At 57.1% G+C, this 25,791-nt stretch carries 24 protein-coding genes; 2 read left to right on the forward strand and 22 right to left on the reverse strand.

Annotated features, from left to right (window positions below; all coding sequences use genetic code 11):
* Positions 1 to 668, forward strand: a 668-nt coding sequence (locus tag QZ517_RS05265; protein WP_294223251.1) for an ATP-binding protein, incomplete at its 5' end; no start/stop codon positions are given.
* Between the two features lie 19 nt (positions 669 to 687).
* Here QZ517_RS05265 and QZ517_RS05270 read toward each other — a convergent pair.
* The 22 genes from QZ517_RS05270 to QZ517_RS05375 form a co-directional block, all read right to left on the reverse strand.
* Positions 688 to 1,893, reverse strand: a complete 1,206-nt coding sequence (locus QZ517_RS05270) for a LysM peptidoglycan-binding domain-containing protein (RefSeq protein ID WP_294223254.1) — start codon at positions 1,891 to 1,893, stop codon at positions 688 to 690.
* A gap of 125 nt (positions 1,894 to 2,018) precedes the next feature.
* Positions 2,019 to 2,675 carry a protein-L-isoaspartate(D-aspartate) O-methyltransferase gene (locus QZ517_RS05275; protein ID WP_294223256.1) on the reverse strand — a complete coding sequence of 219 codons (657 nt, stop codon included), beginning with the start codon at positions 2,673 to 2,675 and terminating at the stop codon, positions 2,019 to 2,021.
* Positions 2,672 to 3,454: a 5'/3'-nucleotidase SurE gene (gene surE / locus QZ517_RS05280; RefSeq protein ID WP_294223257.1), complete on the reverse strand. Its 783-nt coding sequence runs from the start codon at positions 3,452 to 3,454 to the stop codon at positions 2,672 to 2,674. Before surE ends, QZ517_RS05275 begins: the two co-directional genes overlap by 4 nt.
* A gap of 110 nt (positions 3,455 to 3,564) precedes the next feature.
* A complete protein-coding gene (locus tag QZ517_RS05285; protein ID WP_294223260.1) occupies positions 3,565 to 4,239 on the reverse strand; it encodes an SDR family oxidoreductase in 675 nt (224 codons plus the stop codon).
* Positions 4,240 to 4,354: 115 nt separating this feature from the next.
* Positions 4,355 to 4,612, reverse strand: coding sequence for a pilus assembly protein PilZ (locus tag QZ517_RS05290; protein WP_294223262.1), 258 nt, complete (start codon positions 4,610 to 4,612; stop codon positions 4,355 to 4,357).
* A gap of 139 nt (positions 4,613 to 4,751) precedes the next feature.
* Positions 4,752 to 5,318: a DUF2199 domain-containing protein gene (locus QZ517_RS05295; protein WP_294223265.1), complete on the reverse strand. Its 567-nt coding sequence runs from the start codon at positions 5,316 to 5,318 to the stop codon at positions 4,752 to 4,754.
* Between the two features lie 4 nt (positions 5,319 to 5,322).
* Entirely contained in the window at positions 5,323 to 6,852 is a 1,530-nt protein-coding gene (purF, locus tag QZ517_RS05300; protein WP_294223267.1) for an amidophosphoribosyltransferase, read from the reverse strand.
* A 252-nt stretch (positions 6,853 to 7,104) separates the two neighbouring features.
* Complete coding sequence (locus QZ517_RS05305) at positions 7,105 to 7,380, reverse strand: GlsB/YeaQ/YmgE family stress response membrane protein (protein ID WP_283427152.1); 276 nt, start codon at positions 7,378 to 7,380, stop codon at positions 7,105 to 7,107.
* A gap of 22 nt (positions 7,381 to 7,402) precedes the next feature.
* A complete protein-coding gene (locus QZ517_RS05310; RefSeq protein WP_294223271.1) occupies positions 7,403 to 8,665 on the reverse strand; it encodes a TAXI family TRAP transporter solute-binding subunit in 1,263 nt (420 codons plus the stop codon).
* A 135-nt stretch (positions 8,666 to 8,800) separates the two neighbouring features.
* Positions 8,801 to 9,355 (reverse strand): CvpA family protein, encoded by a 555-nt coding sequence (locus QZ517_RS05315; RefSeq protein ID WP_294223272.1) that lies wholly within the window; start codon positions 9,353 to 9,355, stop codon positions 8,801 to 8,803.
* A 39-nt stretch (positions 9,356 to 9,394) separates the two neighbouring features.
* Entirely contained in the window at positions 9,395 to 10,780 is a 1,386-nt protein-coding gene (gene radA, locus QZ517_RS05320) for a DNA repair protein RadA (protein WP_294223274.1), read from the reverse strand.
* A 17-nt stretch (positions 10,781 to 10,797) separates the two neighbouring features.
* The gene (locus tag QZ517_RS05325; protein WP_294223276.1) at positions 10,798 to 11,232 is read right to left on the reverse strand and encodes a paraquat-inducible protein A; all 435 of its coding nucleotides are present in this window, start codon (positions 11,230 to 11,232) and stop codon (positions 10,798 to 10,800) included.
* A gap of 227 nt (positions 11,233 to 11,459) precedes the next feature.
* Positions 11,460 to 12,773 (reverse strand): HlyD family efflux transporter periplasmic adaptor subunit, encoded by a 1,314-nt coding sequence (locus tag QZ517_RS05330; protein WP_294223280.1) that lies wholly within the window; start codon positions 12,771 to 12,773, stop codon positions 11,460 to 11,462.
* Complete coding sequence (locus QZ517_RS05335; protein WP_294223283.1) at positions 12,770 to 14,923, reverse strand: ATP-binding cassette domain-containing protein; 2,154 nt, start codon at positions 14,921 to 14,923, stop codon at positions 12,770 to 12,772. The genes QZ517_RS05330 and QZ517_RS05335 overlap by 4 nt, the downstream gene beginning before the upstream one ends.
* A complete protein-coding gene (locus tag QZ517_RS05340) occupies positions 14,901 to 17,306 on the reverse strand; it encodes a calcium-binding protein (RefSeq protein WP_294223286.1) in 2,406 nt (801 codons plus the stop codon). The genes QZ517_RS05335 and QZ517_RS05340 overlap by 23 nt, the downstream gene beginning before the upstream one ends.
* A gap of 125 nt (positions 17,307 to 17,431) precedes the next feature.
* The gene (locus QZ517_RS05345; protein ID WP_294223289.1) at positions 17,432 to 18,178 is read right to left on the reverse strand and encodes an ATP-binding cassette domain-containing protein; all 747 of its coding nucleotides are present in this window, start codon (positions 18,176 to 18,178) and stop codon (positions 17,432 to 17,434) included.
* The gene (locus QZ517_RS05350; protein ID WP_294223292.1) at positions 18,175 to 18,960 is read right to left on the reverse strand and encodes an ABC transporter permease; all 786 of its coding nucleotides are present in this window, start codon (positions 18,958 to 18,960) and stop codon (positions 18,175 to 18,177) included. Before QZ517_RS05350 ends, QZ517_RS05345 begins: the two co-directional genes overlap by 4 nt.
* On the reverse strand, positions 18,957 to 19,994 hold the full coding sequence (gene alr, locus QZ517_RS05355) for an alanine racemase (RefSeq protein WP_294223294.1): 1,038 nt from the start codon (positions 19,992 to 19,994) through the stop codon (positions 18,957 to 18,959). The genes QZ517_RS05350 and alr overlap by 4 nt, the downstream gene beginning before the upstream one ends.
* A 202-nt stretch (positions 19,995 to 20,196) precedes the next feature.
* Positions 20,197 to 21,684, reverse strand: coding sequence for a replicative DNA helicase (locus QZ517_RS05360; RefSeq protein ID WP_294223298.1), 1,488 nt, complete (start codon positions 21,682 to 21,684; stop codon positions 20,197 to 20,199).
* A gap of 193 nt (positions 21,685 to 21,877) precedes the next feature.
* Positions 21,878 to 22,558, reverse strand: a complete 681-nt coding sequence (locus QZ517_RS05365; RefSeq protein ID WP_294223300.1) for an orotate phosphoribosyltransferase — start codon at positions 22,556 to 22,558, stop codon at positions 21,878 to 21,880.
* A 27-nt stretch (positions 22,559 to 22,585) separates the two neighbouring features.
* Positions 22,586 to 23,629, reverse strand: a complete 1,044-nt coding sequence (gene pyrC, locus QZ517_RS05370) for a dihydroorotase (RefSeq protein ID WP_294223303.1) — start codon at positions 23,627 to 23,629, stop codon at positions 22,586 to 22,588.
* Between the two features lie 72 nt (positions 23,630 to 23,701).
* Complete coding sequence (locus QZ517_RS05375) at positions 23,702 to 24,646, reverse strand: phosphoadenosine phosphosulfate reductase (RefSeq protein ID WP_294223306.1); 945 nt, start codon at positions 24,644 to 24,646, stop codon at positions 23,702 to 23,704.
* Between the two features lie 209 nt (positions 24,647 to 24,855).
* On the opposite strand from QZ517_RS05375, the gene QZ517_RS05380 reads away from it, so the two are divergent.
* Entirely contained in the window at positions 24,856 to 25,764 is a 909-nt protein-coding gene (locus QZ517_RS05380) for a MoxR family ATPase (RefSeq protein ID WP_294223308.1), read from the forward strand.
* The last annotated feature ends 27 nt before the right edge of the window (positions 25,765 to 25,791 follow it).

Below are 25,791 nucleotides of genomic sequence, written 5' to 3' on the forward strand. Positions count from 1 at the left end.
ACCGCTCCCGCGACACGCTTTTAGAAAACACCCGCCAGTTTGCGCGCGGGCTGCCGGCGAATAACGCGTTGCTCTGGGGCGCGCGTGGTATGGGCAAATCGTCGATTGTGAAAGCGGTGCACGCTCAGGTTCTCACCGAGAGGCTTCCCCTCAAAATTGTAGAGCTACAACGCGAAGACCTGCCATCCGTGGCCCGCCTGTTGAACCTGCTGCGCGCCTCTGATGAGCGCTTCTTGCTGTTCTGTGACGATCTTAGCTTCAGCCATGATGATCAACATTACAAATCACTCAAAGCGGTGCTGGATGGCGGCATCGAAGGGCGGCCTGAAAATGTGGTGTTCTACGCCACTTCAAACCGCCGCCACTTGATGCCCCGTGATATGATCGAAAATGAGCGCAGCTCCGCGATCAATCCCTCTGAGGCTGTGGAAGAGAAGGTCTCTCTGTCAGATCGCTTTGGCCTCTGGCTCGGCTTCCATCCATGCTCACAGGACGAGTACCTGGCGATGATCGACGGCTATTGTACAGCACATGGCGTGACGATTGACGCAGACCGCCTACGCGCCGAGGCCATCGAATGGCAAGCCACACGCGGCGCGCGCTCAGGCCGCGTTGCATGGCAGTTCTTTGTTGATTTGGCCGGTCGCGAAGGCGTCGCGTTGACATAACGCAGACGCCTCGGGTGCGTTACTTCAAGTAGGGCGCCGGGTCGACGCTGTCAAAACCCTCACGTACCTCAAAATGCACAAAGCTGTTTTCCGCAGGCAGCACGGCCATGCTCTGTCCGCGCTTCACGCTTGCACCCTTTTTCACCTTCACACCGTCCACATTGTAATAGACCGTCATCAGGTTGTTGGGGTGACGTACCACAAGAATAGTCACGTCATCAGCATCTTTGGTGATCGCAGCCACCGTGCCGCTTGCCGCCGCCGTAACGGGTGTGCCAGCCGCTGCAGCAATATCAATGCCATTGTTTTTGCCCTTGGAGTAGGGGCGGATTACCTTGCCGGACACCGGGTAGCTCATGGCTGCCTTGCTGGCGCTTTGCTGCTCGTTCAGGTTTGGGCTTTCCGGTTTGGCAACCGGTGTGGCCGCTGCGACAGTGTTGTCTTCCGGCAGCGGCTTTGACGCGCTTGGAGGGGTCGGCGTGGGAGAGCCTTCACCAGGTTTCGTGGTGGTTGTGGCTGCTGTCGCCGCAGCCGCCTTGCGTTCTGCTTCAGCTTGCGGGTCTACGGGCGGGATCAACAGGATTTGGTTCTCACGAATGGTGAAGTCGCTGCCCAATCCGTTCCATTCCGCCAACGATCGCACAGACACGTTGTAAAGACGCGCAATGGTAAAGGCAGTCTCCCCACGTTTCACCTTGTGCCGCACAGGCTCCACACCTGTCTGCACTTGGGAGGCGGTTGATGCCGCAGGCTGCAACGTCTCTGTTTCAACACCAGTATCGGCGTTGTTGATCGCGCCGCCGGCCAGAGAGGCGATGTCCACCCCACCTGGCGCAGTCACAACACCTGTGCCGCCGGTTGCTGCAGAAGGCTCGGCTACGCGACGGGGCAGGGTGATCACTTCGCCTTCCCGCAATTGTACATGCTGCGCGATACCGTTGGTTTTGCTCAGCTCTTCGGCCGGAATTCCGACCCGCTGAGAGATGTCTCCCAATGTGTCGCCGCGTTTGGCCACCGCCACTTGGTAACTTGGATAAGAGATCACACCGCGATCATCCGGTTCCGGGCGTTGTGCCGTTGCGGTTTGGGCCGCCGTGGTTGTGTCCAACCCGCCGCCAAGATCGCCGCGCAAGTCGTAATCCAGAGTGTCCAAACATCCGCTCATCATGGTGAGCGCAAAACCTGCGCCAATCCATCGGGTGTTCTTAGACGAGAATACTGCCATCTCGATGTCCTCACATGCGGCGCCCTGCGTGCGGGGGTCTAGTGCCAAGCCGCTTTGTTGTTCGCTACGTTATGTTCCCAAATGGGCAAGCCGTCCCCAATTGCCAAGGGGAAAGCGCTTTAAAATCAATCATTCTCGCGTGCGACGCCCTCAAGCAAAGGCACAAAACGCACGGAGCGCAATTCGTCATAGTCCAGCCCGTTTTCGGTTTTGCGCACCCGAATGAGGCTCTGTACCGCATCTGACTGCCCCACGGGCACCACCATGATACCGCCGATCTTCAATTGCGCCAAGAGGGGGCCTGGTGGGTCTTCGGCGGCGGCTGTGACAATGATCTTATCAAATGGCGCCTGATCAGGTAACCCAAAGCTGCCATCGGAGATCAGCGACGTGATGTTCACGATCCCCAATTGGTCAAACACGCCGCGCGCTTCCTGCACCAAACGCTTGTGCCGGTCAACTGTGTAGACCCGCCGTGCCAGGTGGCTCAGGATCGCAGCTTGATAGCCGGATCCGGTGCCCACCTCGAGCACCTTGTCGCGCGGTGTCACTTCCAACGCCTGCGTCATCAACCCCACAACGGAAGGCTGAGAAATTGTCTGACCACAGGCAATTGGCAGGGGGGTGTCTTCATAAGCCCGCTCTGCAAACAGGCCCCGCACAAACAGTCCGCGGTCAACTTCTTCCATTGCCGTCAGCACAGCCTGATCGGTCACCCCGCGCGAGCGCAAGGCAAACAGAAACTGCATTTTGCGTTGCGCCAGCGCGTCAGGGTCGTTCATTCAATGCCTTTCAACGCGGCCAGCGTATCATGTGCGGTAAGGTCTGCGCGCATTGGTGTGACCGAAGTAAAGCCGTTCAAATTTGCGGCCGCGTCGGTGCCTTCGCCAGTCACTACGGTCTGATCCCCACCTTTGGCCCACAAGAAACGACGGCCAGACGGAGCGTTGTGTGGCTCCACCGAAAAACGCGTTCCGGCGCGCAGGCCTTGGGCTACAACCCGCACCCCCTGTACATCCGCGGCCGGCACAGGCGGGAAATTTATGTTGTAAAACAGACCATACGGGTGATCATTGCTTGGGTTGGCATCCAATATTTTGCGCACTACGTCTGCGCCATAAACGCCCGCGGCCTCAAACGGATCATCCGCGTGGAAGTTCTTAGGGCCCAAAAACTGGGAGAGCGCAAACGACGGAATGCCCTGCAAGGCACCTTCAATCGCCGCCCCCAAGGTGCCGGAATACAGCGCATTTTCGGCAGAATTGTTGCCGCGGTTCACACCGGACAAAATGATCTCCGGCGGCGCGTCTTTCATCACGTCATGTATCCCAGCCAATACACAATCCGCAGGGCTGCCCTCAGCTGCAAAACGGCGCTCGCCCATCTGAGCAATCATGGTTGGGTGGGTGTAGCTGATGCAATGGCCAACGCCGGATTGCTCAAACGCAGGTGCCACACACCAAACCTCGCCATCTGGTCCAGCCAGCTCCGCAGCAATCTGCTCCAGAACCGATAGTCCTGGCGCGTTGATACCGTCGTCGTTGGTGATGAGAATACGCATAAGCCTGCCCCAATATTTGCTGACGTCATGTCTAGTGGAGCCGTGCAAAGGGGGCAAGCCACGTGGTGTCACTGGCGCCAACCGTTGCGGTGTTGCCAGCTTATGGGGCGTTACAGGCCAATCTCTGCCATCAACCGTGCCGCTTCTTCGCGCGGATGCACAAGGCTGTCTTTGTCCTCGCCAGGGAAGAAACGCGCGCGTGTGCCAGTGGGCATGCCGCGCGGGCTAAGGACCGACACGGTGGGGCCGATGTTAGTGGTCTCCGCCTGCCAGCTTTTGGCCAGTGCGATCTGCGCGGCCTTGGTGGCGCCGTATGAGCCAAAGAACTTCTCACCGGCGTGGTTGTCCTCAAAGAACACGGCATGGCCGGTATTGCCCAATAGCGGGCTCATAAATGGGATCAGCCGCCCCACCGCGTCCACATTGATCGACAAGGATTTTTGCCAGTCTTTGGCGTCGATGTGATCGGTTGGGGTCAATGGTGCGCCATGGGCAGCAGTGTGGATCCATAAATCCACCTTGCCCCAGCGGTCATGGATCGACCGGCAGAGCTGCGCCATCGCGTCCGCATTAGTGATGTCCATTGGCGCCAGCGTTGCTTTGCCACCTTTGGCCTGTATGCGATCGTCCAGCTCTTCAAGGGCACCTGTGGTGCGCGCCACAGCCACAACGTGGTAGGCGGGCACAAGCGCCTCTGCAAAGGCAGCGCCAAGGCCGCGGGATGCGCCGGTGATCAGCGCGATTTTCTCGCCGGAGGCGTCGGGGGTGTTGGACGTATCACTCATAGGCCGATGAAATGCGTCCAAAGTGGCATAAGGTCAAGAGGCAAGCGCGTCGCAGGCAATGGTCGAAAGGCAGCAGACCAGCCACTCTTGTTTCATAGAGGGTAAGTGAAGTGCGTTAGTTGGGCATCGACAAACGGGTGGTGCCATGGCCCGCATTGAGCACAACGCTGTCTTCGCCAATAGCGACAACTTTGCCAGACGGCGTGCGGTCGCCCAGTTCAACGCGCAGGGTTTTGCCCCCAGCGGTCATCAAGAGGGCGCGTGGGTTTTTCTGGCTGCCCATCACGCCGATCAACGTGAGACGGGAACGGTTTTTCAGCACACCGGTTTGCGTGGCCTGCGCGGCCACGTGGGAAGGAGTCTTGGAGGACATGATACTGCCTGTGTTTGTGAGCGGTGACGGCTATATAGTTGGAGGGTTGGCAGCCGCCAGACAGGCATAGAACAATTATAGTTAAGGACCGCTAAACAGGCGGCGTATTGCCTAAGAAAATAGGCGGATGTGGCAAGTTTCAGCCCATCAAGTGCGCGCGCACTTCAGTGCCGGTGGCCGCATAGATATCCAGTAGTTGATCAAACGAAATACCTTCTGCCTGCACTTGTGCCAGTGGGCCATCAGTGACGACAAAACGGGGGCGTTGCCCGTCCTCCCCCTGCCATATTTCACAGCCAATAAGGTCCTCACTCGCAAACAACGGCAGGTCATTCATCAGCCATGCTGGGCTAGAGGTGAACTCCGAAGTTTCACCTGTCGCAAAGTCGATATAGCGGTAGAACGTGTCCGGCGTCGCGCTGGCCCAGACCGCCATCGCAAGCACCTCGTCGCTGCCCTTGATCGGCAGTGACAGGAGGCCGCAAATGAAACGATGATCCTGATAGCGGCATAGGTCTCTAGAGAGCTTGTCCTCCCCCACTTGAAGCTCAGGCTGCCCGAGATCTCGCGGGCTGCCATGCGGCCAGCTATCCGGATGGTCAAAGCCGATGTCAAACACACCGGAAAAGGTCTGCCCACAACAGGGGCAGGCCCAGTTTTCATCGTTGAACCGCTGCCAACGGCTATCAAGCGCCAGCAGGTTCATGCATTTACCCCTGAGATGACGCCACGGAGGCACTGTTCCAGCTTGCGCCAGGTGTTGGGGCCTCTTCGATTTTCTTGCTCACTCGGCTGCTGCTTTCCAGCGCTGCAAGATATTCCGGAGTCACACCACCGGTGATGTACTTGCCGTCAAAACAAGAGCAATCAAATTGCTCGATCGCCGGGTTGCCTTCTTTTGCCGCCCAGATCAGATCTTCGAGGTCCTGATAAAACAGCGCATCCGCGCCCAGCTCGTCACGGATTTCATCCGTGGTTTTGCCGTTTGCTATGAGCTCATGTTTGGTTGGCATGTCGATGCCATAGACATTTGGATTGGCCACAGGTGGCGACGCAGAGGCGATATAGACTTTCTTCGCGCCCGCTTCGCGGCACATCTGCACAATCTTTTTGATGGTGTTGCCGCGCACGATGCTGTCGTCAATCAACAGGATGTTGCGGCCTTCCATCTCACGCGGGATGGCGTTCAGTTTGCGGCGCACGGATTTCTGCCGTTCTTCCTGGCCCGGCATGATAAACGTCCGGCCGACATATCGGTTTTTTACCAGCGCTTCGCGATACCGTATGCCCGTGATATTGGCCACCTCAAGCGCCACTGGGCGGGCACTGTCTGGCACCGGAATAATGGCATCGATGTCCAACCCACTTGCGGAGATTTGTTTCGCCAGCGTTTTACCCATGCGGATCTGCGCCTGATAGACAGACACGCCGTCCAGCACACTGTCAGGCCGGGCCAGATAGACATACTCAAATATACAGGGCGTCAGCTTGCCTTCGACCGCTTGGAACTCATGCAGGTTGCCCTCCAGATCCACCAGCATGGCCTCACCAGGCTTCAAATCACGCATTTTGTCAAAGCCGTTGATGCCAAACGCCACATCCTCAGAAGCGAAGGCATAGTCGTCACCTTCGCCTTCAGCATCGCGCCGCGCCACTGACAACGGGCGAATGCCATGAGGGTCGCGGAACGCCAACATGCCCACACCGGCGATCAGGCACACCACGGAATAGGCGCCTTGCACCCGCTCCATGGTCATCTTCACACCGGCAAAGATATTGCGGATCGCATCAGCGCTGCCGTTCACTTTGATGGCATCAGCCACTTTGTCGGCCAACACGTTCAGCAGAATTTCACTGTCACTGGTGGTGCGCAGGTGGCGGCTGTATTTCCCGGTCACCTTTTCGCGCTGTGCTTCGGTGTTGGTGATATTGCCATTGTGCACCAGATAGATGCCATAAGGCGCGTTTACAAAAAACGGCTGTGCTTCCGACGCTGACAGGCTGCCCGCAGTTGGGTAGCGTACGTGCCCCATTCCGACCCGCCCGGTCAGCGTATCCGCATCAGAGGGTTGGAACACGTCTTTGACCAACCCATTGGCCTTGCGCTCGCGAAAGTAGCCCCCAGTGTAGGTCACCACGCCGGAGGCATCTTGCCCACGGTGCTGTAACATCAAGAGACCATCGTAGATCTCTCCAAAGACGTCATGGTTTCGGTTGGCGATCCCCAAAATTCCGCACACAGGCAGGGCTCCCTTCGTCAGGTTAGGCTAGGTTGAGTGAGGCTGGGCAACGAGGTACCAAAGGTACAAGTCAGCATGGAAGGCATTGCGGGTGGACAAGGTTCTGCTATGCGCGGTTTGCGCCAGCTGAATGGGTGGAAATATCCACTGTCCACAGGGAAGCTCCGAATCCTGTTCTCGTGCTAGGCTCCTCTTAAGGGCTTGTGGCGGGCATGTCACGAAGGGATCACAAAAGCCGTGACAATCTCGGGTTTAAGCCTTTTTCGCCAACCGGATCAGGATCAGCACGACTGCGGCGCCTAGCATCGATTGAAATATCGAGCTGAAAAATCCCCCGCCAAACGAGAACCCCAGGAACGGTAGTACAAAATTGGCCAAAATGGCCCCGCCAATACCGAGGATCACATTGCCTATGAGGCCAAACCCTCCGCCGCGCACCATCTTGCCAGCCAGCCACCCGGCCAACCCGCCAATGATGACAGCGCTAAAAATGCCAGAAAACAGTTGGGCTTCGGTTGTGCCGTCCATGATCTTGATCCTTGTTGCCAGCTCAACTTAGCTGCATTTCCAAATGTTTGATGCGCTTCTGTACCAAGTCAATATGCATGCGCGCGTGATAAGCGGTCTGACGATAAGCCGGTGGCAGTTTGAGTTGGGAAATCCGGTGATCTACTTCGTCTAACTCCTCAGACATGCCCGCAAGTTCGGCCGCTTTAGTAAGGGGGCCTATTTGCGCCTCAATTTCTCGTATGCGCCCGTAGTGTTTCCATACCTGCCACCCTCGAAAATAGGCGTACATCATTGGCAGCACGCGCAGCAGGGGCAGCAACAAAAACAGGATCGGCAAAGTTAATAAAAACAACCGATTGACTTGCGCCGCCATCCAATACGGCAGCAGGCTGTGCCACGTGCTTGGCCCGTCTTCGATCAACTGCCGTGCCACGTTATTTTCTGGGATGCCAATGCCGCGGGGTTCCGGAAACGTGTCTCGTGGGGTCAACACATCATGCCCGCGGTGCAACTCCTTGGCCGCCATGGTCAGCCGGTTCACCAGCGCCGGATGCAAATTGGGATCAATCACCAACTGCGCCTTTAGCGCCAAAAGCTGCCGGGCCTCGCTGGGTTGGACCGGGTTCAGCGACACGCCGCCTGTGGGCACTTCCACCAGATCGGCATAATCCAAATGTCGAGCGATTGCGTCTGTGTAGGACAGCCGCAAAATGTCGATGTCCTCATAGCCAAAAGCTTGCCGCAAATAAGGCGCTTCGATGCTGCTGACAAAGAAGGCCATATCGATGTCGCCAGCGCGCAACGCAAAAATCGCCTGTGAATAGCCAACATCAACCAGCGTGTTGGCAATTTTGTCCATGCCAACCGCGTCTTGAAAATCCGTAAAAGCCACTGCTGTTCCGGAGCCGCGTTTGCCCGCAGCAATGGTGAGCCCGCGCCACAACGCCGGGTTTGCGGGAATGTCATGCCCACTGGGCGCCAAGAAGATCATCGGCTCGTAAAATACGCCGCCGATCGATTCCGCAGTACCATCGGTCACGCCAACCCCAGCCTGCAAAAACGCGGCATCCACCAAGTCTTTGGAGATCAGCTCCGCATTGTCCACCGATCCATTGGTGTGCACAATCTGCACGTCAATGCCATCGCGCGCCAGGACCTCCTGATAGCGCTCCGCCATAAGCGCATATGCCCCACCCTGAGATCCAGCGGCCAATTTCAACCTGTTGGGTGGCAGCAACATATACATCACCAGCGACAAGCAAATCGCCAAACTCAAAGTGGTGATGAATATCCAAAGTCGCATGGTAAAGCTGCCAAAACATTCCGATTTTTGCGACGGTATCCCTCTGCTGCTTTGCAAACAAGAGCCCAGAATGCCGCGCAGCAAAAAGCCCGCAACCAAGTGGCGCGGGCTTATGCATGTTCGGTGAGGGAACGCTTATTGTTCGCAGACGCCCACAAGTTCTTCGTATTGTGCGGTGATCCAACCCAAAGCTTGCTGCGGATCACGGTCATCAATCCGACGCGTGATGCGGCTGAACACAGCAGCAGAGCGGCTGTCATCCACCATCGCCACAGATTGGCTGGTGATCACGGTTTCATAAACAAAGAAGGCAATCGCCACCAATAGGATGCCGCGCAGCACCCCAAAAATAAAGCCAAGCCCTTGATCAATGCCGCCAAGCGCGGAGCGCTGTACAATGGAGGAAAACAGTGGTGTAAACAACGAAACGACAATCAGTGCCAGTGCAAACACACCGGCGAATGCGGCGATGATCGACAGTTCACAGCTGTCCGACAAATACTGTCCCAAAACCGGGATTTCTTTGACCATCGGCTGTATCGTGCCTGCAAACATAAAGGCCAAGACCGCCGCGGCGATCCAACCGGCGATGGCCATACCCTCGCGCACAACACCTCGGCTGTATGCCAGAAGTGCTGAGATAACGATCACGCCCGCGACCACGGCATCAATAATAGTGAAGCCTTCCATGTATTCCCGTCCCCTTTGACCGCCCCGGTCAGTATTTACTCATTTACCTGTTGGCTTGTCAGCCGCTCCGAATACCTCTTCCACAAAGCTTGCCAAATCCCCAATACGGTTGAAATTGATACCTTCAACTTTCGCGGACTTGCCACCTTTCGGAGCTATTGCGGATGTGAAACCAAGTTTTTGGGCTTCTTTCAACCTATTTTCCGTCTGACTGACCGATCGGAGGGCGCCAGACAGGCTGATTTCGCCAAAAACCACGGTCTCGGCGGGCAAGGCGCTGTCTTCTCGCGCGGAGATCAGCGCACAGGCCACCGCAAGATCGGCAGCCGGTTCTGAAATTTTCATGCCGCCTGCCACATTCAGGTACACATCCAGCCCGGCAAAGGGAATTCCGCAGCGTGATTCTAACACCGCGAGAATCATCGCAAGACGTCCGCTGTCCCAGCCTACAACGGTACGCCGCGATTGGCTGTGCGGCGACGGGGCAACCAACGCTTGCAATTCAATCAACACGGGGCGGGTGCCTTCAATGCCGGCAAAAACCACGCTGCCGGGAGTGGGGGCACCGCGATCCGCAAGAAACAGAGCGCTTGGATTGGCCACTTCGGCCAGACCCCGCCCGGTCATTTCAAACACACCAATTTCGTCCGCCGGGCCAAATCGGTTTTTTACTGCGCGCAATATCCGGAACTGATGCCCACGCTCGCCTTCGAAATAAAGCACGGTGTCGACCATATGCTCTACCACACGTGGACCGGCAATTTGCCCGTCTTTGGTGACATGGCCCACGAGCACAATCGCCATGCCTTTGCGTTTGGCAAATGTGGTGAGCTCATGGGCGGCTGCCCGTACCTGACTGACGGAGCCCGGGGCACTTGCAACCGAGTCGCTCCACATTGTCTGAATGGAGTCGATGATGGCCAGTTTGGGTTTCTCGGCCTCCAACGTTGTGAGGATGTCGCGTAAATTTGTGTCGGCAGCCAATAGAACCGGACTTTCCGTCAAACCCAACCGCTGTGCCCGCATGCGGACCTGTGCGCTGGCTTCTTCGCCGCTCACATAAATCGTTTTCACACCTTGACGTGCAAATCGCGCGGCGGCCTGAAGCAACAATGTGGATTTACCAATGCCAGGGTCGCCCCCCACCAAAATTGCGCTCGCAGGCACCAATCCGCCACCCAACACCCGATCGAGTTCTTTCACACCACTTAAGGTGCGCGGGGGAGGGGCTTCTTCGGTGCGCAGGTCTGACAGCTCGATCCGCCGTCCTTTGACCGCGCCTAAAGAAGAGCCCGTAGGCCCTGCACCAAACGGCGCTTCTTCGACAATGGTGTTCCACTCGCCGCAGCCTTCGCACCGGCCGGACCATTTTGAAAACTGTGCGCCACAACTGGAACAGTTGAATTGGGTTTTGCTCTTTGCCATGTTCTTGTTTTGACCCACTACCGCTTGCGGGTCAAATGACTAATCACCAGCGAGGCCAAAATACAGAAAGTAAACAGATAAAGCCCCCAACCGGTCTCCACGGTGACATGTCCGGCACCTTTCACAATCACAATGTAGAGTGCGATCAAAAACACATCCGCCATTGCCAATTTGCCCAGCCATTCCAGCGCCGGCAGCACCTTTCGCCGCATCATGCCAAACTGGATCAACGCCAGCCCGATCACCTTCATATACGGTGCAAATATTGCCAGAAACGTTACCAGCAATGCCAGGGCCACATCCGTGTCCCACAAAGACTGCAGGCCGGACACAATGGAGATTTCGCTTAGTCCAAACAAAGGCAATAAACCCGCGCGCATCAATGGCGCGAACCACGCGACGGGAAACAGGATCAGCAGGGACAAATTTGTTAGGCGCAAAACAGAAGTCATGTCGCTAGAGCTATGCGCTGACGGAGTCTTGCGCAAGTTGTCGGGGGGGGAATTTCTTCCGGCACTTCCCGTTACAACAGGTCCCAGTGACTGAATGACATAGGCTTCGCGAGTGGATGCGCAGGATTGGGTGGTCAGGTGGCGGGGCAAGCTTGCGCGGCTGGCTGACCGTGAGCCGGTCTTCCATTTTTGATCCGTTGCAGGCGGCGCGGTTGGCAAGTCTTACATCAATCCTGCATGGCCTGGCTCAAAAACCGTAAAAAAGGCTCCACCAAATAGTCCCCAAAGGTCACATGCCGCCCGGTAAACACAAGGTGCACCGGCATGTCTTGCGCTAAGGTAAGTCGGTCGCCCATCTCCGCGCGCAACGCTGCTTGATCCTCAGCCTTGATAATTGCAACACCGTCGTAACCTGTAATGGCGCCGTCTGGGTCGCGCTGCGCTTCTGGGGACAGGGACGTCAAAACCACCCGCACTTTGGGATGGTTGCGTTGCGGCAAGCTTGTGACGGTCAGAACCCCTTCCATGCCCACGCGAAGCTGGTCAATGGCCTGCGGGGAGGCCACAAAAGCCACATCCAACTCCCCATTGGGACGCGCTAAGGTCAGCACTGTTTCCCCCTTTGGCACCACCATCGTTTCCGTGTCATAAGGAAATGCCGCGACAATTCCGTCGTCTGGTGCAACGATGTCGGCCTTTGCGATTTGCGCGGACAGCCGCAGGATCTGTAGCCTCAAACGGGGAATGTCTTCTTCCAACTGTGCTTGGCGATCCAAAATCCGTTGGCGAAACTCCAGTTTTTCGCGCGCGACTTCCAGCCTGGCCTGGGTGGCCTGACTTTCCAGCGAAACAAGTTCGGCCTGCTCGCGCGCCATTCCTGATTCAACACCCAAAACGGCCTCCTTTAGGGCGTCGATCTCGGCTGTTCTTAAGGCACCTTGCGCGGCCAATGTGACGTAGCGCGCCAGCCGCTTGTCCATAGATCGCCGTCGCGCATCGAGATGATCTAGGCTGGTACGAAGCCGTTTTGCACGTTGCCGGAGAGCGGCCTCCAACTCTGTGGTCATATCCGCGCGCATTTGCAGCGCATCCTGCATGTTTTTCATGCGCGCATGAGCCAGTTTGGATTGCGCACCAATTGAGCCGGAGGCTTCCTGCAAGGTGTTGTTCAAGGCTGCGCCAAGAGCGGCGCGTTCTTCTTGCATTGGCGCCAAAGCCGCGTGCACTTCTGCAAGCTCCGCTTCTGCATCCGTCACGTCTAGTCGGATCAAAAGCTGACCCTTTGTGACCGCCGCGTGTGGCACCACATGCACCTCGGAAATCTTACCGCCAAATTGGTGCTGAATGTCCAAGCTTGGACGCCGCGCATCCAAATGCCCGCTGGCGGGGATCGATGTGGCCAGCGGTGCCAATGTCGCCCACAAAACAAACGCAATAATGCAGATTATCAGCGAGAAAAATCCGAACCAAAGCGGCCGGGTGATCTGGCGGGGCAAGCTGTCGGGCGCTTCGCAAGGCGGGCTGTGGACAACCGGCGTCAATGGGTTGTCACCTGATTGACCGCCATGGGGCGTGTGGAAATGGCGGCGCGGAAAATCGCCTGACCGTCAACGTTTTCGACGTCAAACCCATCACTCATTTGGGTGAGTACGGCCAATGCGGCTTCATCACGGGGCAGGTCGGACATTGGTGCCTCAGGGTGATGCAGCAGCCTCGAAATCTTCTGCAACTTCTGGTCGGCTTGGGTGATCCGGTTTTCAGTCAGGGTAATTTCGCAACTGCGGTCATTGAGAAATTTGAACTGAAACACGGCCGTTCTTGGTGCATCGCTTGGTTCAGAGGCCATTGCGAGGTTGAACAGCTCGCTGGCAACCAGTTCTGCGCGCTGGCACAGTTCTGCATCGTTGCTGCGGTTAAACTGCGCACCAACCCAATCAGCCAGATCTTGCAGGCTGGGTGGGCGTAATGGCACGTCAAGACGCCGTCTACCGCCACTCATTCGGCCTAAAACGTCACTGCGCAGGCCGAAGTCGGCGATGCGTCCGTTATCCAACGCCAATACATGCTCAGCCAGCCCCATCAATCCGGACCGATGAATCACCATCACAATGGTGGTGTTTTGTTTTTTAAGCCGGGCCAGAACAGCGCATAACTGCCGCTCGCCAGCGGCGTCCAAAAGGGCATTTGGTTCGTCCAGAAAGAGGTAGCTCGGGCGATGGAAAATTGCGCGGGCCAGTGCCACCCGTTGCTTCTGTCCCGCCGATAATACAAACGGCGTCGCGCCGATGTCGGTGTCATAAGAGTTTGGCAAGGCGGAAATCAATCCGTGCACCCCCGCGGTTTGGGCCGCTGCAATAATCTCTGCGTCGGTGGCTTGCCTCGCAAACCCACAAATGTTTTGTGCCAAAGTGCCGTGGAAGAGCTGAGCCTGTTGCGGCAAATAGCCAATATGTGTGGCTTGGCTGTGTTGCGGCAGCGTGCGGATTTCTGTTTCGTCCAGCCAAACCGTCCCAATCGGGCAGGGAACCACACCGGCTAAGGCCTCCAGAAGGGTGGTTTTGCCACTGCCTGAAGCCCCCACAATGGCGAGGCAGCGGGCAGCCGGTAGGTCAAAGCTGATCCGATCCAAGCGCGGCGGGGCACCGCCACCTTTGGGGAAAATCACGCCGTCACATCGCAAGCTGCCATTTAGATCAGCGATTTCCGTTCCCTCTGAAGCGCGCAATGCTGGCACGTTTTGCAGGGCGGCAAACCCGCGGGTGGCCTGGCTCAGATCAGGGATGCTGCCGATGGCGGCCTCAAAGCTGGCAACTGTTTTGGTGAGGATTAAGCTGGCCGCAATCATGCCACCGGCGCTGAGGTTGCCATTGACAACCAAGGCTGCACCTAGGCTTAAGCCGAGGAGTTGCGTCAGGTTTCTTAGATAGGTTTCCAATCCTGCTGTCGTGACCTCTAATGGCGTGAGTTTGTCTTCGAGATGACTGCGTTGGTTAAGTGCGCTGACAAAACGCTGAAGGACATTGTGCGCCAAACCGGTGATGGCTGGCTGCATGGCCAAGGATTGTGCGTTTTTCATTGTACGCATTTCTTGATCCCGGGAACGGGATAACGCGCGCTGCGTGGCCTTGCTGATGGTGTGGGATGTGAGCCGAATTGCTGCTGCAATCGCGATTAGAGTTGCGGCAAGCCCGGCAAACCACGGGTGAATGACCCACAAAACAAGAGTGAACACAGGGAGCCAGGGCAGGCTCAGCGCCGCCCGTGCTGCCGGTCCTGCCAAGGTACGTTTGAGATGAGCCACCGAAGTCAGCAGATCCTCTTGGAGGTTGCTTGGTTGCGACAACACAACAGGTGCGCACAGCCGCTCACACCAGTGCATTGTGCGCTGCAAGCTGAGGTCTCGCAATGTATCAACCACGGCTTGCAAGAGAAGTGCGAGTGCGGCCATGCCAAGCAGCAAAACCAGCGTCTGCATGTTCCCGGTTGGCAAAACACGGTCCAAAACCTGCATCATGAAGATTGGGCTCACGAGGATGGCAAGATTGGATATGGCGCTGAGCGCAAGCAGCGGCAAGATCAGCCGACGCAAGTGATTGAGAGGGGCAATCGACGCAAATGTCGAGGGAGCGACGCCTGCCTCCTCCTGAAACCGTTGTGGCATGATCACCTCACAGTAGGAAATTGCTTTCATCCAAATCACTCGGATCCACAGACTTCAGGATGAGCCGGTCGCCGCTGTCTCCACCGGTGAGCGCGCTTAAGTCGATCACCGTCGCCCAGCCTTGATCTTGGATGTGAACCTGCAAGTCGGTGTACTGAATGCCATAGCTGCTCAGATCAATCACATCGTGGTCCACCTCAAAGTCGTGGATCATGTCGCGTCCGCCGCCGGCCTGTGTGACAAAGCTGTCCGCGTCGCCGTCTTGCCACCAGTTGCCGCCCCAAAGGTGGTCATTTCCTTCGCCACCATGAAGAGTATCTACCCCGCTGCCGCCAACCAGTTTGTCGGCGTCAGCCCCGCCATTTAGAATGTCGTCACCGTCACGCCCGTGCAGGAAATCGCTCCCGGCGCCACCGGCACCTGAGTCGTTGCCTGCACCAAGGATAATCTTGTCCGATCCCGCGCCTCCTGAGGCCGTATCATCACCGCTGCCGCCAAAAATACGGTCTGCGCCTGTGTCACCATGCAACAGATCGTTGTCCGTGCCTCCGTGTAGGGTGTCGTCGCCACCGCCGCCCATCAGAGTATCGTCGCCGTCGCCGCCCCGCAGTTTGTCGTTGCCACCGCTGATGCCGACCACGGCGGGGTCCCGGATCAGGACTGCGGCATCCGGATCCACCGGAGCAAAAGGATCGGGCGCGCGCGGATCGACCGCGCCGTCGTTGCTGCCCGTGCTTTGTGCCTCAGCCATGAACTCGGCGTAGGCGGCACCTTCGGCCCAATCGACCTCAACCCGGTAAATTCCGCCAGAGGCACCGGTTGTGCCGTCAAGATCGTGGTCGCCTCGGTTGAGGCCAAAATAGAGATTGCCATCGCCATCGAGAAACACTGCGCCATAAGCGCCTTTGGGCATGCCCGCGGTCATGCCGTCGTCGTAAAGCGTTGCCGTGATGTCCACCGATGTGATGTGCGGGGCGCCGCCGTTGGGCACATCCGATAAATCGATCCGGTGCACCGCGCCTGGTTCACCGTTCCGGCCTGGAGACTCGACGGCGTAAAATGCGCCATCTTTGGCATTATAGGCCACGTCATAGGTGCGCCCGCCAAACAGGGCGTTGGGCAAATCAAAATTGGTCGCCACGGGATTGCCGTTGGCGTCCAAACTGTTCACGTCAATCATCGTGACGCGGTTCAGGCTGCTTTGGAACGTCCAAAGGTTCCCCTCATCGTCGAAATCTCCAACGTAGTCGGCCACAGGTGTCTCGCCCAGGCGGTAGGCCTGTCCTTCCGCGTCCACCATAACCAAGTCGCGGATCGACACTGGGTTGCCCAACGTGTCCACACCGTTGGCTTTGGCAATGCCATAAATCAGGTCGTCTTCGGTGTTGAACCCAATGGCATTGATGCGCAGCCCGGTTGGATCTCCGGCCACTTCGTATTGCTCGGTTTCCGGGTCAAACACATTTAGCTGGCCGTCGATCATCTGAAACAGTTTGGATTGCCCCGGCGCAAACGCGGCCACGTCTACCGTGTCTCCGCCGATGGTGACTTCTTTCAGGTAACTGAAAATGGGACCGTCCATATTGATGTCTGGCCCACTGTCGGCGGGCGCCACTTCGCGCAGGCTCAACCCGCCTGCATCGCCACTGCCGGTCACTTCAAATGTGTGGGTTTCAAACACGCCTGACGTGGTGCCAACCGTGCCAATGACCTCGCCGTTCCAAAGCACTTCGACACTGCCGCTGCTTGCGCCGCCGGACAAATTTGCGGCCAGCTCAAAGCTGATGGTGTAAACTTCCCCCACCTGGGTGGTCACCGATTGGGATAACGCGCCGTCTGCATCCGTGGTCCAGCCCGCGTCATGAGCCAGCTGACCCAAAGTGGCCGCGCCCCCCATGCCAGCGTCAAGCAGGTTGCCGTTTTCCAAATCGCCATACACCAGGTCATCGCCACGTCCGGCATTGATGGTGTCTGCGCCCATGCCACCTTGCGCCAAATCGTTGCCAGCTTCGAGATTGAGCAGATCGTCGCCGTGCCCACCATCGACAGTGTCGCGGCCCGTGCCGGCATTTACAGTATCTGCTCCGGCGCCGGATGACAGGCTATCATCGCCGCCGTTGCCCAACACCACATCATTGCCAGCGCCAGAAGAAATCACATCGTCGTAAGCGCGATCTTCTGCGTCACCACTGGAGGAAATTGCATCGGGGTTGTAAACCCATTGCCCATCGACAAAGATCCACTCGCGGCCCACCATATCGCCGGCAACCAAGTCGTTGCCCCCACCTGAGGTCAGCGTGTCGCTGCCCGCATGGCCGTTCACACTGTCAACACCGTCGCCCGTCGTGATGCTGTCGTCGCCGGTTGTGCCCACAACTGAGGCGACCGACGGCTGCGGCTCGTTCTCTGACATACCCGAATTACCTTTTACCAAAACACAGCGAACATTGTGCGAACAAATGGTTAAGGGAAGGTAAAGGAATGGGCGGTCTTGTTGGTGAAATTTCGGAAGATTTTTAGCTATGCGCCGCGCTTGGACTAACGCACCGCCTCGATCGGCCCTTCTGCGGAGCCGGCAATAAACTGCGTCAGGTAAGGATCGCCGCTGGCGTCCATGTCCGCCACCGGTCCAGTCCATTGGATCACGCCACCATGCAGCATTGCCACATTGTCGGCAATTGCGCGCACCGAGCTCATGTCGTGGGTGATGGTCATCGCCGTGGCGCCCATCTCCACCACAATCTCGCGGATCAAGTCATTGATCACGCCGGACATAATCGGGTCCAATCCTGTGGTGGGTTCGTCAAAAAAGATGATCTCTGGTTCCGCCGCAATCGCCCGCGCCAAACCAACCCTTTTCTGCATCCCACCGGAAAGTTCGGACGGAAACAAATCCGCCACATCCGGGGTCAGCCCGACACGCCGCAGCTTCTCAATGGCAATCTCGCGCGCTTCGTCTTTGGGCCGTTTCAAACTGCCCCGCAGCAAGCGAAACGCCACATTCTGCCACACCGTCATCGAATCAAACAATGCGCCGCCCTGAAACAACATGCCAAACCGCGCCAGAAACGCGTCCCGGTCGCCTTGGGTGGCGTTTTGTCCATCCACCGTAATGGTCCCACTGTCCGGCGTGATCAGGCCAAGCACAGATTTCAACATCACCGACTTGCCGGTGCCGGACCCGCCGATGATCACCATCGAACTGCCTTTGGCTATCTCAAGGTTCACCCCTTGCAGCACCCGTTTGGGGCCAAAGCATTTATGTACGTTGTCAAATTTGATCATGAGGCAAAAAACAAACTTGTGAGGATAAAGTTGGCGGCCAGGATCATCACAGCAGCGGCCTGTACGGAACTCTTGGTGGCCCGGCCCACACCTTGCGCGCCGCGTCCGGAATGCATGCCGGCGTAGCAGCCCATCACCGCGGCAATCCCGCCAAACACCGCCCCTTTTACAAGGCTGGAGACCACGTCATTGATCTGCAGGAAGTCGACAGTGTTGCGAATGTACGTTGCCGGATTGAAGCCCAGCGTTTCGGTGGACACCAAGAAACCGCCATAAATGCCAATGATGTCGCCAATGCCGACAAGGGCAGGGACCACCAGAATGGCGGCCATCACACGCGGGGCGACAAGGTATTTCATCGGATGGGTCGACAGCGTGACCAGCGCGTCAATCTGCTCCGTCACTTTCATCGTGGCAATCTCAGCCGCAATTGAGCTGGTCACGCGAGCGGCCACCATCAGCCCCACCAAAACCGGCCCCAACTCGCGCACCATGCCAATGGCCACAATCTGCGGCACCACGCTTTCCACGGAAAACCGCGAGCTGCCGTCATAGATCTGCAAAGCCAGCGCGCCGCCGGTGAAAATTGCCGTCATGCCCACCACGGGCAGGCTTAACCAGCCGATGTTAAACAGCGCGCTCAGAAACTCGCGGCCATAAAACGGCGGGCGAAAAATATGGCTCAATGCACCCCAGACAAACAGCAGCACTTCGCCAAAAGAGGTGAACAGCGCGATCATGCTGCGCCCGATGGCATTTAAGGGAGCCAAAATCAGGTTCATGAAGATTTGTACCGCCGCTGATAGCGTTGGCCCATAGAGGTCAGGATCTCATAGCCTATTGTGCCCGCGGCATCGGCCAGCGCATCAACCGATTGGTGTTGGCCCAACAGCTCGACTTCGCGTGGCACGTCAGACAGGTCCGTCACATCGATGCCAATCAAGTCCATTGAAATGCGGCCAATCAGCGGGCAGCGGTCTTCGCCTGCAAAAGTGGCGACCTTGCCGCTCATCGCCCGCAGAATTCCGTCGGCATAGCCGGCCGCAAGCGTGGCCACTTTGCTGTCACGCTCCGCAATCCAGGCATTGCCATATCCAACGCTTTCACCTTCGGCCACGTCGCGCACTTGAATCACGGGAAGGCGCAGGCTTGTCACCGGGCTGGCATCCACAAATGGCATGCCCCCATAAAGCCCGACACCAGGTCGGGTCAGATCAAAGTGGTAGTCGTCGCCCAACAAAATTCCGCCTGTTGCCGCCAATGAACGTGGCACATCCAGCCCGTCTGTCATGGCTTTGAAGGCTGCCAATTGCTGCGGGTTCATCGGATGCTCTGGCTCATCAGCGCAGGCCAGATGGGACATGATCAACGTCGGGCCGCGCTGCAACACCAGCGTTTTCACCGCGTCCCACTCCGGCGCCTCTAGGCCTAAGCGGTTCATGCCGGTGTCCAACTGCACCCCAAAGGGATGCGCAGGCAGCGCCTCAACATGGCGCACAATCTGATCCACCGAATTCAACATCGGGGTCAGGTTCATGTCGCTGATCATATCGGTGTCGCCGCGTACATGGCCGCCAAAGATGTTGATCTCCGGGTCCGGCCCAACCGCTTGCCGCAGGCTTGCGCCTTCTTCGGCGGCCGCAACAAAAAAGCGGGTCACACCTGCGCGCATCAACGCCCGCGCCACGCGGTCGGCACCAAGCCCGTATCCGTCCGCTTTCACCACCGCTGCGGTGGTCACTTGCGTCTGAGCGTCCAGCGCCCGCCAATTGTTGATCAGGGCGTCGAGGTCGATTGTCAAAGTTGCAGTAGCCATGACGGTGTTTGTTGACGCCAGACCTCTCAAGGTCAAGGCCAAAGGCAGTGCGATTTTCCCCGTTGCACCGAACTGTGGCTTAAGGAGTGCCTATTGCGGCGCGCCCAAATTTTGCACCTCCGCAAAACAGCCGTGATACAGACAACTTACCGACGTTCAAATCGCCGCCAAAATCGGGGTTAATGCAGCGATTCGATCAACCCTAGTACTCGTCGTCACCGCCGTGCTGCCAGGGTTGCACAAGGTTGCCAAAGCGGGTGAACTGCCCTTCAAACGACAATTCAACTGTGCCAATTGGACCGTGACGTTGCTTGCCCAAAATCACCTCGGCGCGCCCATGCAGGCGCTCCATGCGTTCCTGCCACGCGGCCATTTCGTCCAGCCGCTCGTCAGAGGGCTTTTCCCGTTCCACATAGTATTCTTCGCGGAACACAAACATCACCACATCCGCATCCTGCTCAATCGATCCGGATTCCCGCAAGTCACTGAGTTGTGGGCGTTTATCGTCGCGACTTTCCACCGTACGGGAGAGCTGGGAGAGACCAATCACTGGAATGTTGAGCTCCTTGGCGATGGCTTTCATACCCATGGAAATCTCACCAATTTCCTGCACCCGGTTCTCGGCCGTGCCGCGACACAGCTGCAAATAGTCGATGATCAACAGGTCCAGACCATGGGTCCGCTTCAAGCGCCGTGCCCGCGCCGCCAACTGTGCAATCGGCAGGGCCGGGGTGTCGTCGATGAAAAGCGGACAGGCCTCAAGGTCTTTAGCGGCTTGAACAAATCGCCGAAACTCCTCTTCGGTCATGTCGCCCTTACGGATCTGTTCCGAAGGAATTTCTGCCGCCTCAGACAAGATACGCGCCGCCAATTGTTCGGCTGACATCTCGAGGCTACAAAACGCAACCACACCGCCTTCAACAGCGCCTTCGCTGCCATCCGGCTTAACGCCTTTTTTATAAGCCTTTGCCACGTTAAATGCGACGTTGGTGGCCAGCGAGGTTTTCCCCATCGAAGGCCGCCCGGCGAGGATCAGCAAGTCAGATGGGTGCAGCCCGCCAAGCTTCTTATCGAGGTCGATCAAACCTGTCGAAATACCGGCAAGACCACCATCTCGCTGGTAGGCAGCGTTTGCGGTGTTCACCGCTTGAGTTACCGCCTTCAAAAAGCTGACATATCCGCGCTCAGATGTGCCCTGTTCCGAGAGTTTGTAGAGCGCCTGTTCGGCCTCAACAATCTGCTCTTTCGGCTCCAGCTTGATGTCAGCTTTTTTAGCTTTGGACGCGATGTTATTGCCCAGATCAATCAGCTCACGGCGCATCGCCATATCGTAGATCATCTGCGCGTAATCGGCTGCGGCAAAAGAAGAAATTGCAGATCCCGCCAGGCGCACAAGGTAAGCAGGGCCACCCAATTCGATCAGGCCAGGGTCATCTTCCATAAAGGCTTTGAGCGTCACTGGAGAGGCAAGGTTGTTCTTGGCAATACGCGCGGCGGCAATCTCATAAATGCGAGAATGCACGGGTTCGTAAAAGTGGGTGGAATTGATAACCGAGGCGACGCGATCAAAAATGTCATTGTTGGTCAGAATGGCGCCCAGAAGCTGCTGTTCTGCCTCAATGGAATGCGGCAAGGCATCGATGCTTGCGGCTTCAGTATCACCCGTATTGATGTTTGCAATTTCGTTCATGTCTGCCCCCAAATGCCCCGCGCAACCGGTTCTAAACCAGCCGTCTTAAACAGGGCAACTTGTATGTTTTTGTGGATCGCCTGTGGATAACTCCGCCCGCCCTGATATTGTCAGGACGGGCGTCGATGCGTCAACATCTTGTGCGGTTGAGGGTGTTTTTACCTCAAATGTGCTCGGTTTTCCGCCGAAAGGCTTAGGACCCCTTGCGGGCTTCCTGCCAGGTGCGCGGATCTTTGAGGAAAGTCTCAACTTCCGACAGTGTCTCTTCAGAGAACACACCCTGCGCTTTGGCTTCTGCCAGCACATCCCACCAGGTGCAGAGGTAGTGCAGGGCAACGCCATGGTCGCCCAAGGTCTTCTCGGTTTCCGGGAAGATGTCGTAGTAGAAAATCACCGCAGTATTGCCACAGGTCGCGCCGGTCTCGCGGATCGCATCGACAAAGGACAATTTGGAGCCCCCATCGGTGGTTAGGTCTTCCACCAACAACACCCGTTCACCTTCGCTCATCGCGCCTTCAATACGAGCGTTTTTGCCGTAACCCTTTGGCTTCTTACGCACATAGGTCATTGGCAGCGCCATGCGCTCGGCCACCAACGCGGCAAAAGGAATACCTGCGGTTTCACCACCAGCGATGTTGTCAAACGCCTCAAACCCGGCCTCGCGCATCACGGTGACGGTCATGAAATCCATCAAGGTCGCACGAATGCGGGGGAAGGAGATCAGCTTGCGGCAATCAATGTAGCTTGGGCTCGGCAGGCCGGAGGCCAGTGTGTACGGCTCATCGGTGTTGAAGTTCACCGCGCCAATTTCCAGCAGCATACGGGCTGTCAGGCGGGCGATTTCTTCTTTTGGCGGAAAGGCAGTCGGGATCATTTTGGTATCCTTTGGCAGCGGAAATTCTTAGTCAGCAACGGTCCAGAACACGTCATAGCCCGGATCAAAAACGGTGACCGGCCCATTGGCGCTCTCGATTTTGTCTGGGAAGACAGTGGCTTGTTCGTTCTTCACAAGCGTGATGTTTTCTTCGTTCACCGGCAAGCCGTAGAAGTTTGGGCCATTGCGGCTTGCAAAGCCTTCCAGATTATCCAGCGCACCATCTTCTTCAAAGACATGTGCCAAAAGCGCCATGGTGTTGGTGGCGGTGAAACAGCCAGCGCAGCCACAGGCGCTTTCTTTGTCGCCATCCAGATGCGGCGCGCTGTCTGTGCCCAAGAAGAACCGCGCATCCCCAGACGTTGCCGCCGCACGTAGCGCCAAACGGTGCTCTTCGCGCTTGGCCACAGGCAGGCAGTAGTAGTGCGGTTTGATACCGCCCACGAGGAGGTGGTTGCGGTTGATGATCAGGTGGTGCGTGGTGATTGTTGCGCCCAGATCGGTCGCATTGTCCTGCACATACGCAACACCGTCACGGGTTGTGATATGTTCCATAATCACGCGCAGTCCCGGCGTGGCCTTGCGGATTGGATCTAACACGCGGTCGATAAAAATCGCTTCGCGGTCAAAAATATCGATGTCGTGGTCGGTGACCTCGCCATGTACACAGAGCGGCAGGCCGATCTCGGCCATCTTGTCCAAGCAGGCGCGCACGTTTTTGAAATCCGACACGCCGCTAGCGGAATTGGTAGTTGCGCCTGCAGGGTAAAGTTTGACCGCTTTGATCAACCCCGTGGCGTGCGCTTTCGCGATGTCTTCAGGGTCGCTCTCTTCGGTGAGGTAGAGCGTCATCAGTGGCTCAAAGCGCATACCCTCTGGTAGTGCAGCCATAATGCGGTCTTTGTAGGCCACGGCCTGTGCCCCAGTCACAACTGGCGGTACCAGGTTGGGCATGATGATCGCACGTGCAAAGTGGCGCGCGGTTTCAGGCAAGACGGCTTGGAGCATCGCGCCATCGCGCAGATGCAAATGCCAGTCATCGGGGCGGGCAATGGTCAGGTTTTGGGTCATAGGCGCGGCTTACACAATGCCGGGACCAGTGGCTAGTCTTTGCACGCAATTCTTGGCGATTTTGCGCCTAAATTAGCTGGCCAACCGTCCTTGATCCGCCTTCTGCACCAAGGCGTTCAAATGCCGTAAGAACCGCGGCTCTTTGAGACGACTTGCGACGTTGGCACAGAGCAGAGCTGTGACAAACGGGCGATTCTTCTGCGACACCTCGCGCAACAAACGGTCCAAATATGGAATATGCGCCCGCCGCGCCCGGTAGAGTTTGTAAAAGGCCGCGCGGCTCAACGTTCCTGCGCCGGCTTTCACCAGAACCCGATACAGAATCTGCATTTCCAGCAAATCTTCTTCCGGGGAGGCCCCCAAATGCGGCGTTGGCAACAACACCGTGTTCTCGCGCGAAAAAAGTGCGGCGTGTACCGCGTCCAGAGTTTGGTGTGGATCATAGATTACAAAGCAGCGGTCTGCTGTGGCTGCCATATCCGGTGCAAAGCCATATTGCCCGTCAAAGGCAATTTTGCGAGCGTGAGGAAAACGCTTGTCCCAGCCTGCCAATCGTGGGGCAAGGGTCGCCTGAGGTCGAACCGCAACAACTTGCGCATCCGTTGCAACAATCGAAAAGCCCGCAGCGGCATAGCCACATGATCCGGCGCCATAAAATACGACTTCGTCAAACTCATCAAAGAAGCCGTCGTCGGACAGGCGATCAAAATAGGCGATGACTTCCGGGTCGCGAAACCATGTGTCTCCGTCGCTCAACACACAAAGGTGAGACCAGCCCAATTCGCGCACCAACTCCCAGCCCAAAGGATGGCCCGTGTCGCCGCGTTTCTGAATGCTATCAATGGTTTCAAAGGTGACCAAAAGGACAGGTTTGTCCTCTACCAAGGTCGCCCAGTGGCGCTTTCCCAACGGTTGATAGTGACCATGTGCCTCAGCAACATTTTCCAATTGGGATAGCCATTCATCCCGTGACAATCCAAGCATCGGCGTGTCAAAGCCGTTGGCAGTGTCCTGCATGTCGATGTTTTTCCTTACGCCCCTGGCCTTTACGGCCTGATGATTTGGCCTTGTTTCGTGGCCTTTGCGGAGACCATATAAGCCATTTACGGCAAAAATTGGGAAGGTTTCGCGCTTTCTCTACAACTTTTGTCGCGGTGGCAAACGCTTGACGTCCTGCATGCCCCCATGCAGCGTGGCCTGAGCAGACTTTAGTCAAAGGCCCGCCAATGCAGGACATTCAAAGTATCGATCACATTCAAAGCCTTCTGGCTGAAGAAGGCTACGTATGTGGGCGGCCACTGGCGACAGTTGTTTTTTTGGCTTTGCGCCTTGGTCGGCCGATTTTTTTGGAGGGCGAAGCTGGGGTTGGCAAAACTGAAATTGCCAAGGCGCTTTCGGCCGCGTTGGGCCGCAGTCTGATCCGGCTGCAGTGTTACGAAGGCCTTGATGCTTCCAGTGCGGTGTACGAATGGAATTTTGCGGCGCAAATGGTGGCCATCCGCACGGCAGAAGCTAGCGGTGGCGCGGATCGCAGCGCGTTGCAGGAAGAGCTGTTTGGCCCGGATTATCTGGTTGAGAGACCTCTGCTAAAGGCAATGCGCCCAGACCCTGCAGGTGCCCCGGTCTTGCTGATAGATGAGCTTGACCGCACCGACGAGCCATTTGAGGCTTTTTTGTTGGAGGCGCTCAGCGATTTTCAAATGACCATCCCGGAAATCGGCACCATCAAGGCGCCTGAACCTCCGATTGTGATTGTCACGTCGAACCGGACACGCGAAGTGCACGACGCTCTTAAGCGTCGGTGTCTCTATCACTGGGTCGACTACCCTGATTTTGATCGCGAAATGGCAATTCTGCGCGCTCGGGCACCTGAAGCGGCTGAAAGCCTGAGCCGGGAAGTCGTGGCTTTTATTCAAAGGCTCCGCACCGAAGATCTCTTTAAAAAACCGGGTGTTGCGGAAACCATTGACTGGGCCAAGTGCCTCTTGGCCTTGGATGTTTTGACCCTAAGCCCCGAGGTGATTGCCGACACGCTTGGTGCCGTTCTTAAGTACCAGGACGACATTGCCAAATTGCAAGGCTCAGAAGCCAAAAAGCTGTTGGATGAGTCCCGCGTGTCTCTGGAACCTGCCTGATGTATCTAGGGGGGCGAATTGGCTGGG

This window comes from uncultured Shimia sp. (genome assembly GCF_913054185.1).
GTDB lineage: Bacteria > Pseudomonadota > Alphaproteobacteria > Rhodobacterales > Rhodobacteraceae > Shimia.

Bases quoted from the DNA above. Each gene is read 5' to 3' on its own strand.
- QZ517_RS05270 (WP_294223254.1), bottom strand. From the start codon at position 1,893: ATGGCAGTATTCTCGTCTAAGAACACCCGATGGATTGGCGCAGGTTTT.
- QZ517_RS05275 (WP_294223256.1), bottom strand. From the start codon at position 2,675: ATGAACGACCCTGACGCGCTGGCGCAACGCAAAATGCAGTTTCTGTTT.
- surE (WP_294223257.1), bottom strand. From the start codon at position 3,454: ATGCGTATTCTCATCACCAACGACGACGGTATCAACGCGCCAGGACTA.
- QZ517_RS05285 (WP_294223260.1), bottom strand. From the start codon at position 4,239: ATGAGTGATACGTCCAACACCCCCGACGCCTCCGGCGAGAAAATCGCG.
- QZ517_RS05290 (WP_294223262.1), bottom strand. From the start codon at position 4,612: ATGTCCTCCAAGACTCCTTCCCACGTGGCCGCGCAGGCCACGCAAACC.
- QZ517_RS05295 (WP_294223265.1), bottom strand. From the start codon at position 5,318: ATGAACCTGCTGGCGCTTGATAGCCGTTGGCAGCGGTTCAACGATGAA.
- QZ517_RS05305 (WP_283427152.1), bottom strand. From the start codon at position 7,380: ATGGACGGCACAACCGAAGCCCAACTGTTTTCTGGCATTTTTAGCGCT.
- QZ517_RS05310 (WP_294223271.1), bottom strand. From the start codon at position 8,665: ATGCGACTTTGGATATTCATCACCACTTTGAGTTTGGCGATTTGCTTG.
- QZ517_RS05315 (WP_294223272.1), bottom strand. From the start codon at position 9,355: ATGGAAGGCTTCACTATTATTGATGCCGTGGTCGCGGGCGTGATCGTT.
- radA (WP_294223274.1), bottom strand. From the start codon at position 10,780: ATGGCAAAGAGCAAAACCCAATTCAACTGTTCCAGTTGTGGCGCACAG.
- QZ517_RS05325 (WP_294223276.1), bottom strand. From the start codon at position 11,232: ATGACTTCTGTTTTGCGCCTAACAAATTTGTCCCTGCTGATCCTGTTT.
- QZ517_RS05335 (WP_294223283.1), bottom strand. From the start codon at position 14,923: ATGAAAGCAATTTCCTACTGTGAGGTGATCATGCCACAACGGTTTCAG.
- QZ517_RS05340 (WP_294223286.1), bottom strand. From the start codon at position 17,306: ATGTCAGAGAACGAGCCGCAGCCGTCGGTCGCCTCAGTTGTGGGCACA.
- QZ517_RS05345 (WP_294223289.1), bottom strand. From the start codon at position 18,178: ATGATCAAATTTGACAACGTACATAAATGCTTTGGCCCCAAACGGGTG.
- QZ517_RS05350 (WP_294223292.1), bottom strand. From the start codon at position 18,960: ATGAACCTGATTTTGGCTCCCTTAAATGCCATCGGGCGCAGCATGATC.
- alr (WP_294223294.1), bottom strand. From the start codon at position 19,994: ATGGCTACTGCAACTTTGACAATCGACCTCGACGCCCTGATCAACAAT.
- QZ517_RS05360 (WP_294223298.1), bottom strand. From the start codon at position 21,684: ATGAACGAAATTGCAAACATCAATACGGGTGATACTGAAGCCGCAAGC.
- QZ517_RS05365 (WP_294223300.1), bottom strand. From the start codon at position 22,558: ATGATCCCGACTGCCTTTCCGCCAAAAGAAGAAATCGCCCGCCTGACA.
- pyrC (WP_294223303.1), bottom strand. From the start codon at position 23,629: ATGACCCAAAACCTGACCATTGCCCGCCCCGATGACTGGCATTTGCAT.
- QZ517_RS05375 (WP_294223306.1), bottom strand. From the start codon at position 24,646: ATGCAGGACACTGCCAACGGCTTTGACACGCCGATGCTTGGATTGTCA.
- QZ517_RS05380 (WP_294223308.1), top strand. From the start codon at position 24,856: ATGCAGGACATTCAAAGTATCGATCACATTCAAAGCCTTCTGGCTGAA.